At 29.7% G+C, this 12,221-nt stretch carries 10 protein-coding genes and 1 pseudogene; 9 read left to right on the top strand and 2 right to left on the bottom strand.

From position 1 onward, the window contains the following. The first annotated feature begins 5 nt into the window (after positions 1 to 5). From AD998_21700 to AD998_21680, 5 genes are all read left to right on the top strand, one after another. Entirely contained in the window at positions 6 to 506 is a 501-nt protein-coding gene (locus AD998_21700; protein ID KOY84302.1) for a hypothetical protein, read from the top strand. 344 nt (positions 507 to 850) lie between these two features. Then, on the top strand, positions 851 to 2,161 hold the full coding sequence (locus AD998_21695; protein ID KOY84301.1) for a hypothetical protein: 1,311 nt from the start codon (positions 851 to 853) through the stop codon (positions 2,159 to 2,161). A 668-nt stretch (positions 2,162 to 2,829) separates the two neighbouring features. Then, positions 2,830 to 4,023 carry a beta-lactamase gene (locus AD998_21690; protein ID KOY84300.1) on the top strand — a complete coding sequence of 398 codons (1,194 nt, stop codon included), beginning with the start codon at positions 2,830 to 2,832 and terminating at the stop codon, positions 4,021 to 4,023. 332 nt (positions 4,024 to 4,355) lie between these two features. Then, a complete protein-coding gene (locus AD998_21685) occupies positions 4,356 to 5,462 on the top strand; it encodes a cell filamentation protein Fic (protein ID KOY84299.1) in 1,107 nt (368 codons plus the stop codon). Between the two features lie 203 nt (positions 5,463 to 5,665). Beyond that, positions 5,666 to 6,520 carry a hypothetical protein gene (locus AD998_21680; GenBank protein ID KOY84298.1) on the top strand — a complete coding sequence of 285 codons (855 nt, stop codon included), beginning with the start codon at positions 5,666 to 5,668 and terminating at the stop codon, positions 6,518 to 6,520. Between the two features lie 178 nt (positions 6,521 to 6,698). On the opposite strand, the gene AD998_21675 is transcribed toward AD998_21680, so the two are convergent. After that, the gene (locus tag AD998_21675) at positions 6,699 to 6,884 is read right to left on the bottom strand and encodes a hypothetical protein (protein ID KOY84297.1); all 186 of its coding nucleotides are present in this window, start codon (positions 6,882 to 6,884) and stop codon (positions 6,699 to 6,701) included. Between the two features lie 246 nt (positions 6,885 to 7,130). Between AD998_21675 and AD998_21670 the strand changes: the two genes are divergently transcribed. Then, positions 7,131 to 8,201 carry a hypothetical protein gene (locus AD998_21670; protein ID KOY84296.1) on the top strand — a complete coding sequence of 357 codons (1,071 nt, stop codon included), beginning with the start codon at positions 7,131 to 7,133 and terminating at the stop codon, positions 8,199 to 8,201. 766 nt (positions 8,202 to 8,967) lie between these two features. Here AD998_21670 and AD998_21665 read toward each other — a convergent pair. Further along, positions 8,968 to 9,885 carry a hypothetical protein gene (locus tag AD998_21665; protein ID KOY84316.1) on the bottom strand — a complete coding sequence of 306 codons (918 nt, stop codon included), beginning with the start codon at positions 9,883 to 9,885 and terminating at the stop codon, positions 8,968 to 8,970. A gap of 282 nt (positions 9,886 to 10,167) precedes the next feature. Between AD998_21665 and AD998_21660 the strand changes: the two genes are divergently transcribed. The 3 genes and pseudogenes from AD998_21660 to AD998_21650 all read left to right on the top strand — a co-directional run bounded on the left by AD998_21660 (position 10,168) and on the right by AD998_21650 (position 11,706). Beyond that, positions 10,168 to 10,356, top strand: coding sequence for a hypothetical protein (locus AD998_21660; protein KOY84295.1), 189 nt, complete (start codon positions 10,168 to 10,170; stop codon positions 10,354 to 10,356). 55 nt (positions 10,357 to 10,411) lie between these two features. Further along, a complete protein-coding gene (locus AD998_21655; GenBank protein KOY84294.1) occupies positions 10,412 to 11,140 on the top strand; it encodes a chromosome partitioning protein in 729 nt (242 codons plus the stop codon). Then, a pseudogene (locus AD998_21650) lies at positions 11,137 to 11,706 on the top strand (hypothetical protein). The gene AD998_21655 and the pseudogene AD998_21650 overlap by 4 nt, the downstream one beginning before the upstream one ends. The last annotated feature ends 515 nt before the right edge of the window (positions 11,707 to 12,221 follow it).

Below are 12,221 nucleotides of genomic sequence, written 5' to 3'. Positions count from 1 at the left end.
ATCTTATGAAATCTATCAGATATGCTTTACTGCTTTTTCCAATTTTTGCTATGTTTTTGAGTTCTTGTAGCATCACAAAAAATATGACCTATCCAATAACAAAAAACTATAAACCAGATGACCAGCAACTCTATGAAAAAATTGTAAAATTAGATAGTCTTTTCTTTAATGCTTACAACACTTGCACTACCAATCTTGATAAGTATGGCTCTTTTTTTTCTGAAAATATAGAATTTTATCACGACCAAGGCGGTTTGATGACTTCAAAACAAGATATTATCAACGCTACTAAAAAAAATATTTGTGGAAAATTAACAAGAGAACTTGTGAAAGGTAGTATAGAAGTATATCCTATAAAAGATTTTGGAGCAATTGAAATTGGTTTACACAAATTTCATAATAATCAAGAACCAGTTGGCACACCTTCAAAAGTTGGCCGATTTATGATCATTTGGGAAAACAAAACTGATAATTGGAAAATAACACGTGTTATTAGTTTGCATTAAAATTAGCGTAAAATATAAAATGAAAAAACTACTAATCATCAGTTTTGCACTATTTATAATCAGCTCTTTTACTACAAAAAATGGAATTTAATACCTCCCAAAATTGCATATTAAAGTTTGTAAAAGACTAATAAAAAGTATAAGAACCACTAACACAGGTTTTACGCAATTATGGGTTTAGATCTTATTTTAAAGTTTGTTTTATGTTTTTGAGGTCTGTGCAAAAAGTTTCGGATTAGTCTGCAATAGCTATAAAACTTGAGGATGTTAGCAGCAATTTTAGAACTATACTCAGACCAAAGGTAAATAAACAAAAAATATTAAATTTAATTTGAACTTAAAAAATGAAATCGACATTTTTAATTTTTTCATCATTTCTTTTTTGCTTTATTGGTTCGACTTTTGCTCAAGAAAAATCAAAGTTATTAAGGGCCAATTCACCTAAAGTAACTATTAAAGATGGTTGGGAGGGGAAAACTAAGTATTGGAATCATCTAATAAAATCCCAATCACCCATTTTTTATCATTTAGCTAAAAATTGCAAAAAGAGGCAAATTACTTTCTTCACAGATGTTGATTCTATTTCCATAAATGTAGAAGAAGAATCTAATTATCAGTTTAAAGTGCTTTTGAATAAATCTGATACTTGCACAGTGATTTTAACTACCAAAAATCATCAATATGTAAAGCAGAAAAATAATCATAATGAAACAGACACACTACCATTCACATTAAATAAAAACAAGCAAATAATTATTAAAGGAAGCATAAATAATAGCTCAAAAATGGACTTTTGCTTTGATTTAGGAGCTAGGGTAGTTTATGTAATTGGGAAGAATTTTGACAAACTGAATAAATTGACTCTCGACGGCATAATGGAAGATGAGAGTGTTACAGGGCTTTCTACTGAAAAAACAAGTAGCAATAATAATCTTCAATTAGGTAATTTGAATATTGCCAATATCCCAATATGTTATATTGACGAAGCAGGATTTCTTGGGAATGGAGGTGCATTGATTGGATTTAATGTATTCCAAAACAAAATTTTAGAAATTGATTTCGACAACAAACTTTTATTGATACATAATAAACTTCCTAAAAAAATCACTTCGTATTCACAAATTGAATTTAAACAAACAACAGGAGGTTTATATATTCCTATTACAATTAACAATGGAAAAAATAGAAGTAATGGGTGGTATTTTTTTGACACAGGAGCAGACAATGCTTTGACTTTTGATTCAAGATTTGCAAAAAAGGAAAAGCTAAATAATACAATGAAAGTAATTGGTAAAGCAGGAATTGCATCAAGTGAAAATAGGATTATTGATGCGAAAATATTGGAAGTTCCAGAGGTTACAATTGCAAGTTATAAAATAGAAAATGTCCCTACTTTGTTGGCAGCCGAATCTAATGCAGAGTCGGAATTTGAAGATGGTGTAATTGGTATCGGCCTACAATCAAAATTTAACTTCATAATAGATTACCCAAATAGTAAAATGTACTTAAAACCTAGCAAGTACTTTAATGACTCATTTAAAAAAAAAGATGACTCGATAATGAATTCAATTCTTGTACTTATAGGTGCAATAGGCTTTTTAGCTTTAGTCTTATTCTTTTACAAAATGTTTAAAAATAAAATAGTAATAACTTAATAATAGTAACTATTGCACAACTCAGACTTAAGCATGGCAAATAGTAAAATTCAGAAAAATTCCGTTTCTATTCAGCCCTTTTAACGTGTTTTTTTCAAGTGTATCTATCTATTTGACATGAACTCACTATTGATTCCTTTATAGCTCAAAATAGTTTTGTTGCCTCCTTCTTTTTGGCATTCATATTGGTTTTTTACTGGATTGTATATAAAACCTTCACGTTTGGCTTGTATTGTCCAAAGTTTGGAATATAAGCATTTATGTCATGCTACTCACAAAACTGCAAAGCTTCTCCACTATCATAACCTATATCTGTGTGATTTGATCCAATTTCATCCCTACCTAAGATAAATTGGCCATATGGTCTGGGTCAAAATTTCAGCTAAGTTATCTGAAGGTACTAACGACTCCAATGAAACTTGATAGACATTCTTGATTGTATTTCTTGATCTTTTTGCATAGGTAAATACAATGAATATTAAATATTTACACAATGACTAACAGCGTTTTTATAAGACTAGATTTTTACATTCTTTTATCCTATATTTGAGTTGTGTAACAAGCACATCAGTTTTGCGTTAGGTGGGTGATGTGCAAACTTCGAGTTTTGTGCTCTATCTCTTTCAGTGTTATGCTAACGAAATGGAAAACTAATAACAAACAAAAATATGGAATTAAAAATCTTACTTGGATTGTTACTTACTTTCAATTTGACATTTGGACAAACCAATCAAATTAAAAGATTAGATAACAAAAAAGTCTCATTTGATGAAATTGATAAGAGAGTTAAACGCCTTATGGATACTGCAAAAATTCAGGGACTTAGCTTGTCGATTATAAACGATAAGAAAACTGTTTTCGTCAAATCATATGGCTATAGAAACAAGCCCCAAAATGAACTCTTGGATACAGCTTCAATAATGTATGGAGCTTCTTTAAGCAAGGCTGTATTTGGCTACCTTGTAATGAAACTAGTGCAACAGAAAATTTTAGATTTAGATAAGCCACTCTATAAATATTTACATAAACCTCTCTATGAGTATGATTATTTTTCAGACCTAAAATCAGACGACCGCTGGAAATTATTTACTGCAAAAATGTGTTTAAGCCATACAACAGGACTTCCAAATGTTAGATGGTTTCATCCAACAACAGGCGTTCAAGATACACTTGGAGTAATGAAAATTTATTTTACACCAGGAGAAAAATATGCATACTCAGGTGAAGGTTTTAAGCTTTTACAATTAGTAATAGAGGAGATTACGAAAAAAACAATTGATGAATTGGCAATTGAACATGTGTTTAAGCCGATTGGAATGACAAGAACTGGTTATGTATGGCATAATTCATTTGGAGATGAGAATATAGCTGTAGGACATCTGAATAACGGAGAAATTGATAGAAAGAGAAAAAGAACAGAAGGCGTGGCTGGTGGATCTTTGGTAACTACTATAGCAGATTACTCTAGATTTACTGAACATATTATGCGAAAAAAAGGATTACAAAAGAAGTGGTTTAATGAGATGATAAAACCTCAAATTAAAATTCATTCAATCACTCAATTTCCACCAATTACTTTTGAAACAACAAATGAGAATCATGCTATTGAGTTGTCTTATGGCTTAGGTTGGGGAGTTTTTCAATGTTCTTCCTATGGCAAAGCATTTTTTAAAGAGGGGAATGGTGGTTCTTGGAGAAATTACAACATTAATTTTATTGACAAAGGCATTGCTATAATTATTCTAATAAATAGTGAAAATGGGGAAACAGTATTTCAGGAACTCATAGAAACCCTGATTGGGGAGACCTGTATTCCTTGGAAATGGCAAGGATATGTTCCCTATAATCAAAAAAGCAAATGATGCATAAACGCCTAACAAAATGTTACACAACTTAGACTTAAGCATGGTAAATAGTAAAATTGAGAAAAATGCCTTTCTATTCAGCCCTTTTAAAAGGATTGTATTTTTTATAGATGAAAAAGTAGTCCAAAAAAAGTGCAATTTCTTGAGCTTAAAATTTGATTAATTTGATGTATTTTTATTATAGTCTATTAAATATTATCTTATTTTAGGAATAATAAGCATTTTCAAAGCAAAATATAGTTTATATCATTTCTGCGGTGAAAAAATAATATAAATACCGCAAATTTACGGTGAATAATCAATATATTTACCGCATAACAGATTTAGTAATGATAAAATATATTTATGAACATAAAAACTGGACAGATTTTACTTGGAATGACAAAGCCATCAATGCTATATTTGGTGAAGTTCGGTTAATGCAGGGTAAAATTATTGGACAGATGAATGCTTTAGGGTTTTCTGCCAAAGAAGAAGCAACACTAAAAGCTTTAACCTTAGATATAGTAAAATCATCAGAAATAGAAGGTGAATTACTTAATTATGACCAAGTTCGTTCCTCTATTGCAAGACGTTTGGGTATCAATACAGCAGGACTTGTGCCAAGTAGCCGTCATATAGAAGGTGTAGTAGAAATGATGCTTGATGCTACTCAACGTTATGAACTACCATTAACTCAAGAACGTTTATTTGGTTGGCATGCAGCTCTTTTCCCTACTGGATATAGTGGACCTTATAAAATTGAAGTGGGGGTATATCGTACAGGTGAAATGCAAGTGGTTTCTGGTGCTATGGGCAAAGAAAAAATACATTATGAGGCTGTAAAACCTGAAGTGGTGAAAAAAGAAATGGATCAGTTCTTGGACTGGTTTAATAATCATCATCAACTTGACCCTGTTTTGAAGGCTGCTATTGCTCATTTCTGGTTTATTATTATTCACCCTTTTGATGATGGCAATGGTCGAATAGGTCGAGCTATTACAGATATGCTACTTGCTCGTGCTGAAGGTAGTGGGGAACGTTTTTACAGTATGTCCAGTCAAATTTTATTAGAACGAAAACAGTATTATGAGATATTACAAAAAGTACAACATAGTAAGGGTAATATTACTGAGTGGATTGAGTGGTTTTTACATTGCTTGAAGAATGCTATGCTTGCTACTGAAAGCACCACACAAAAAATATTACAAAAAGCGGAGTTCTGGAAATTATATGAACATACACCCATTAATGAACGCCAACGTTTGATGCTCAACAAACTTTTTGATGGGTTTGAAGGTAAATTAAAGACTTCAAAATGGGCAAAAATCACCAAAACATCTAATGATACTGCTTTAAGAGACATCAAAGATTTAATAGAGAAAGGAATTTTACAACAAACTGATGAGGGAGGAAGAAGTGTAAACTACGAATTAGCAGATTTTAAATTAGAATAATCCTTAAATACATACAAACTAACTAAAAAAGTTATAGTTTTTAGTTAGTTGAAGAAGAATCGTCATAAATTATATATTTTGGTATGAAAAATGAGCAAGTGTTATAAAAAGAGTTATGATGCTTGACAAAGAAATATTGAATTCCAAGAACATCGCCAAATCAATGCCCAAGTAAGAAATTTATTGGCAAAAGATAGAAATAAATGAAAAAAAGTTTAATTATACTTTTATTTTTAATCCTTGGTTGCAAACAACTTCCCAATTATATTTTATCAAAAGAAAATCCAGAAATCAATAAAACAAGGAAAGCAGTATTACTTTCTGCTTTTTTTGGATTAGATAATGCAATGCCTCAAAAATCAATGGGTATATGGAATAAAGCACCAGGAAAAGACGGAATGCCTTTGGTTTTTTCACACGAAATAGACCCTGCTACTTTAAACTCAAATGTATTTCAAATAACAACTCAAAAAGGGGATAAGTTAAATGTAGCATTTGCAACATTTAAACCAGCAATTGAAGCATTTGAATTAAGAACAATTTTATTAATTGGTGAGTTTGGAAATGCACCAGATAACAAACCTAAAGAAGTTGAAATTATAAGTGATTTAAAAACAAGAGATGGACAAAATTTAAAAGGTCAAAAAATCAAAGTTACACCTTTAAAAGATGGTCCTTTTATAAGTTATGCTGAATATTTTTCATTTGACCAAGATTATCCTTATAGTGAAAAAGGTCGAGGTTGTGATTGTCCAAAAACTGAAACAGAAACAGTGGTAAGAACAGTTTGGGCAGGTGGTATAAGAGCAACGAATGGAAAGGAATTAGGAGAAAAAGAACTTACATCTTTTACCATTACTTTAATTCAAAATTCAGATACTCTTAAAGTTCATCCGTTTCATATTGCAGACCTTGATGACAATGACAATAATATTGACCTATGTATAAAAGTAAAAGGAACACCTATTTTAGTAGAAACAAAGGAAAATACTGCAATTGACCCAAGAGGAGACCATAACCCCATAACCAAAAAAGAAATCATTGGAAGATGGAAATAAAACATCAGCTAACAAGAGTTTGAATGCAATGGGGTAGTAGTAGTAAATTCAACATTTGTGCATCTAATCCCTGCGTCAAGCCGCAAAACGTCAGGCTGTGAAAAAACTCATTTTTCTTAGAAAACTATCAAAATTATGCTCGTTTTTTACAAATAAATCTCTCTGAGCGATTCTAATTTTATGCAACTAATTTATAAGTACAAAAAATGAATGGAGTAGATTGCCTTACAATCATTCGTTTTTTGTTTGATTTTGCTAATCTTGGATACTTTGGCTTCCAAATCTTGAGTTTCTCCAAGAATTTTTCTGTTCCAAGTATATTGAGTACACGTTTCATATTGTAAATGGTCATCATGATTGCCATCTCACCATTTACTTTTTCCAATCCTCTTAGATTGGTATGATTATATCCCCGTTTTTATAAACTTTGTTCTCCTGCTTCCTTTTTCTACAAAAAAAGTTTACTAAACTGGTTTATTTTATTTGTTTAGTTATATTACTTAGATATGTTGAGTTTTCTGAAATTTTTAGTTACTTTAAAAAGAAATTTGTTTTTTATAGATAATTTATGGATAAAATATAGATATATTTGTAAAATCTACTTTAGAATATGTCTTTATTCAACAAACTACACTTTGACTTTGATGTAAATCAAGTTATTCTTAAAAAAATATCTAAAATTGATGTTTTTCAGAGTGGCTGGGAAATTCTGGGACAAAAAGAGAACCGTTCTCTCAAAGAACTTCATAAGATTGCTACTATTCAAAGTACAGGTTCTTCTACAAGAATAGAAGGTTGCATACTCTCAGATGATGAAGTACAATCTTTACTCAAAAATTTAAAAATAACAAAACTCAAAACAAGAGATGAAGAAGAAATTGTAGGATATTATGAGGTTTTAGAATTGATTTTTGAACAATATCCTTTCATTGATTTTACAGAAAATAATATTTTACAATTTCATCATTTACTGCTCAAACACAGTCAGAAAGACCAAAGACACAAAGGAACTTATAAAAATCTTTCTAATGAAGTAGTTGCTGTTTCTCCTGCTAGAGGCAAAAAAGTAATTTTTAAAACCACTCCTCCACACTTGGTTGCTAAAGAAATGCAAGAACTCATTGAATGGACAAATGAACAACTCTCAAAAAAAGATATTCATCCATTACTAATCATTGCAATTTTTGTTTATGAATTCTTATCTATACACCCTTTTCAAGATGGAAATGGTCGTTTGTCACGTTTACTAACCACTTTTTTATTACTCAAAGAGGGTTATAAGTTTATTACCTATATTTCATTTGAGAATCAGATTGAACAACAAAAAAAAGAATATTATGAAGCTTTGATGGATGGGCAAAAGAATCGTTACCAAGAAAGTGAAAATATCAAAAGTTGGATTTTATTTTTCTTGAATTCCTTAGATACTCTTTTGGTGAAGTTGGATAAAAAATATCAAGAATTTTTACAAAAAGCTACTTATTTGAGTGAAAGACAAAAACAAATTTTAGTTTTTATTGAAGAGCGTCAGCCTGTGAAATTAGCTGATGTGGCGAATCATTTTACGCATGTATCTATCCATACCATCAAAAAAGATATTCAAATTTTACAAAAAGAGAAAAAAATAGAAAAAATGGGAGAATATAAAGGCTCTATTTATATCACCCCTTTAAAACCTTAAATACATTATCATGAAAATCGGATATGTCAGAGTTTCCGCTTAAGACCAAAACCTCAACCTTCAAACTGATGCCCTCAAACAAGCTAGTTGTGAAAAAATATTTGAAGAAAAAGTATCAGGTGTGAAACAATCCAGATACGATGTCTATTTTCACTTATAAAATGTGTTTTTTCGATTGTAAATTTTTCATTGTTAGATATTTACAAGATTTATTTTCTCTGCAATTTACTTATAAATTGTGTTTTTTTACAGTCTGAAAAAGCCCCACAGAGTTATATTTTGACTTATAAAATGTGTTTTTTCGATTGTAACTAACTGATTAGCATTTTATTATGATGATATATTTTTTCTAATCTTGCTTATTTATTGTATGTTTATAGTCTATAAAACCTCTTAATCTCTAGTTTTTGACTTATAAAATGTGTTTTTTCGCTTATAACTAACTGATTAACATTTTATTATGATGATATATTTTTTCTAATCTTGCTTATCTGTTGTGGATTTATAGTCTATAAAGCCTCTTAATTTCTAATTTTTGACTTATAAAATGTGTTTTTTCGATTGTAACTAACTGATTAGCATTTTATTATGATGATATATTTTTTCTAATCTTGCTTATCTGTTGTGGATTTATAGTCTATAAAGCCTCTTAATCTCTAGTTTTTGACTTATAAAATGTGTTTTTTCGCTTATAACTAACTGATTAATAATTTATTCTAACGATAATATTTTTCTAAAATCTCACTTATAAAATGTGTTTTTTCGTTTATACCAAACCTAAAGTTTTGAGAAGCAACCCAGCAGGATTGTTGACTTTTCCTAATTTTCCAATTTTCCAGTCATGATACCACTTGAATACTTGTTTTCTCAAGTTCTCATTTTTTACCACTTTTTCAATTAAATCTTGCCTTTTAATGCCTATTTCTTCCATATTTTTTGCACATCTTTGTTCCTGTAAATCTTGCTCAAAATCAATACTTGGTATTTGTTTTGGTTTTTGCAAATCTATATGAAATTCTATATTCTTAAATGAACGCCCCTTTTTAGACATTTTGTAGCTCACTTTTAATTCTGTATGCTGATTGATTTGTGCAATAGCAGGTTCTAAAACTCTATCTTTGAACTGCACAATTTGCTTATATTGTTCAGGCTCTTTTCCTGTGGGGTCTATGAGTTTTAAACGAGACTTAAGTTCTTGTATGGTAGTTTTCCATTCTCCTAAATCTTTCCATTGTGAAAGCATCATATAAAGTCTTTTAGCATATTTAGATGACATATTTAATGAGGCTAACAACCTAAAAGATGTGAATTGTTCTCTCAAATCAAATAAAAAAGGTACTATTTTCTCTGATAATTCAATTTCTATAATTCCCTGCCCAGATATGTATTCACAACTGGCAAATACAGTTATTTGAAGCAAATTTCCATTAGGTTTCTTATATTCATAAAGTTTAGATACCATCTCTCCTGTCGATTCTCTTAATTGTTGATAATTCCATTCTGTTTCTGAAAGTTCCATCAATTCTCTGGCATTGATAGTATATTTCAGAATTCCAGGTTTTAAGATAGATATGAGATAAAATAGAATATTTAATTGACAAGCACTTAGCTCTATACGAGCCTCTGTCAAAATATTTGATTGCCTAATCTCTTTATTTTCCGATATTTGTAAATAATTATTCATACTTTTATTTTTGATTAAAATTAAAAAACACATTTAAAAAACACAAATCTTTTTCAATGTTTTTTTTCACTTATAAAATGTGTTTTTTAGACTTATAAAATGTGTTTTTTCGCTTATAAAATGTGTTTTTTGACTTATAAAATGTGTTTTTTCGCTTATAAAATGTGTTTTTTCGAGCTTATAACAATTTGATTGTAAGTTAATTATAGAGCCTACAAATAATAAAATAATATAAAATACACAAAATTGTGTTGTTTTATTTTAAAATGATTTTTTCTTATAATGATTATCTACCGTTTAGGTTTATCTTCGATATTAGATTCTGGTTCCTCGCAAATCAAAAAAGATGGAAAAAATGCTTGGCTTATTTATTATAAAGGTTGCGACACTTTGATTTTTAAAGTGTTTTTTGAAAAAAATAGGAGTGGTAATCATTTCCACCCCTCAAATTTTATAAATATTCAACTTTAATAGTATTATTTCAGATATATATTTCATATCTTTGAAATGTCTAAGATAAAAAAACATGAGAATTATTGCTATTATTAATCATAAAGGTGGTGTAGGAAAAACCACTACCACTCATAATCTAGGAAAAGCCTTGAGCTTGCTAGGAAAAAAAGTTTTATTAATAGATATTGACCCACAAGCCAATTTGAGTGTTGCATGTGGTGTAGAAAATCCTGAAAAAAGTATAGCGAATTCTTTATTAGATAATGATGCTCTATCTGTTATAAATATAGATAAGAACTTAGATTTAGTTCCTGCAACACTTGAACTCTCTGAGGTAGAATTTAAAATTCAAACCAATGTTACAGGAACACACAAACTAAAAAAAGCTTTATCTAAAGTTAAAGATTTTGATTTCGTTTTGATAGATTGTCCCCCAAGTTTAGGAATTCTAACAACCAATGCTCTGATGGCATGCTCTGAAGTAATTATAGTGATGCAACCACAATATTTCAGTGTTTTAGGATTGAAAACCATCAAAACACTGATTACTACTCTTCAAGAAGATTTGGGTATTAATATCAAGATAACAGGTATTTTAGCTACTCAAACCAATAACACAATCATTTCCAAAAACTTTGTTCAAGATTTGGCAGAAGCATCAGGAGAGAGAGTTTTTGAAACGAATATTCGTCAAACAGTTACTTTTCAAGAGGCATCTGCTTTGCAAAAAGATGTGTTTGCTTATGCAGCAGAATCTAAGGCTTCAGAAGACTACTTAAACTTAGCAAAAGAATTATTATGAGCAAGAAAAACTTTAAAGGCATTGTGGCGAGTGTCCAGAAGGCAAATCAAGAGATAGAAATTACAATTCTCGAAGAATTAAAGGCTCTTATTCCACCCCTTACCACAGAAGAGTACAAACAACTTGAAACCAATATTATAGCAGAAGGATGCAAAGAACCTCTGCAATTATGGGAACATGAAGGAAAAACTATATTGGTAGATGGGCACAATCGTTATTCAATATGTAAAAAAAACAATCTAACTTATAAAACAAGTTTTAAGGACTTTTCTAATATTGATGCTGTAAAAGATTGGATGATTAATAATCAGTTGGGAAGAAGAAACCTAACAGAATTACAAAAATCATATCTGAGAGGTTTACAATACAAGCAGGAAAAAAAAAAAGTTGGTGAAAATCAATACACAAGTGGGGTGGAAAATATTACCACACCTCAGAAAACAGCAGAAAAATTAGCGAAACAGAATAAAGTTTCAGAGAAGACCATTCGTAATGATGAGAAATTTGCAGAAGGAATAAATGTGCTTTCTGAAAAGAATACAGAGATTAAAGATGCTATATTGAGTAAAGAAGTTTCCATACCTTCTAAAACTATTCAGGAGTTTGCGAAATTAAAAAAAGATGAATCTATTGTTTCAGAAATGAGAGATGCTATCAAGAAGAAAGATAGCAAAAAGATTAAAAGTTTAACAGAAAAAATTGATACAAAACAAAAAAATAAGCAGGCGAATTCTGAAGATAAAAATCAAAGATTAATTGAAGAAATAAAATCTCTATTATCTAAAACTACAACAGAGAAATTAGTGAAAATTAAAGAATTATTAGAGAACTAATAAATATTTGAAACACATTTTGACTTATAAAATGTGTTTTTTCGTTTATAATGATTTGTAAATCTGGTATTTATACAGGTAAATATTTTTGTTTTTGACTGATAAAATGTCTTTTTTAGGATAAGTTTACTTGTAAAAAAGAGTTTTATAAGCCTAATTTAAAGATTTAATCTTCTAAAAAGGAGGTTTTCTAAGCCAAAGTTTTGACGGATAATTTCTGTTTTTTCGACTGATACGCTGTCTTTTTT

The organism is bacterium 336/3 (genome assembly GCA_001281695.1).
Classification (GTDB): domain Bacteria; phylum Bacteroidota; class Bacteroidia; order Cytophagales; family Thermonemataceae; genus Raineya.
The sequence above is the reverse complement of the archived record's forward strand: the minus strand, read 5'-3'. Positions and strand labels throughout refer to the sequence as shown.

Excerpts from the sequence above, each read along its gene's own strand:
- AD998_21655 (KOY84294.1), top strand. The coding sequence starts at position 10,412 with ATGAGAATTATTGCTATTATTAATCATAAAGGTGGTGTAGGAAAAACC.
- AD998_21695 (KOY84301.1), top strand. The coding sequence starts at position 851 with ATGAAATCGACATTTTTAATTTTTTCATCATTTCTTTTTTGCTTTATT.
- AD998_21680 (KOY84298.1), top strand. The coding sequence starts at position 5,666 with ATGAAAAAAAGTTTAATTATACTTTTATTTTTAATCCTTGGTTGCAAA.
- AD998_21700 (KOY84302.1), top strand. The coding sequence starts at position 6 with ATGAAATCTATCAGATATGCTTTACTGCTTTTTCCAATTTTTGCTATG.
- AD998_21685 (KOY84299.1), top strand. The coding sequence starts at position 4,356 with ATGATAAAATATATTTATGAACATAAAAACTGGACAGATTTTACTTGG.
- AD998_21660 (KOY84295.1), top strand. The coding sequence starts at position 10,168 with ATGATTATCTACCGTTTAGGTTTATCTTCGATATTAGATTCTGGTTCC.
- AD998_21665 (KOY84316.1), bottom strand. The coding sequence starts at position 9,885 with ATGAATAATTATTTACAAATATCGGAAAATAAAGAGATTAGGCAATCA.
- AD998_21670 (KOY84296.1), top strand. The coding sequence starts at position 7,131 with ATGTCTTTATTCAACAAACTACACTTTGACTTTGATGTAAATCAAGTT.
- AD998_21675 (KOY84297.1), bottom strand. The coding sequence starts at position 6,884 with ATGGCAATCATGATGACCATTTACAATATGAAACGTGTACTCAATATA.
- AD998_21690 (KOY84300.1), top strand. The coding sequence starts at position 2,830 with ATGGAATTAAAAATCTTACTTGGATTGTTACTTACTTTCAATTTGACA.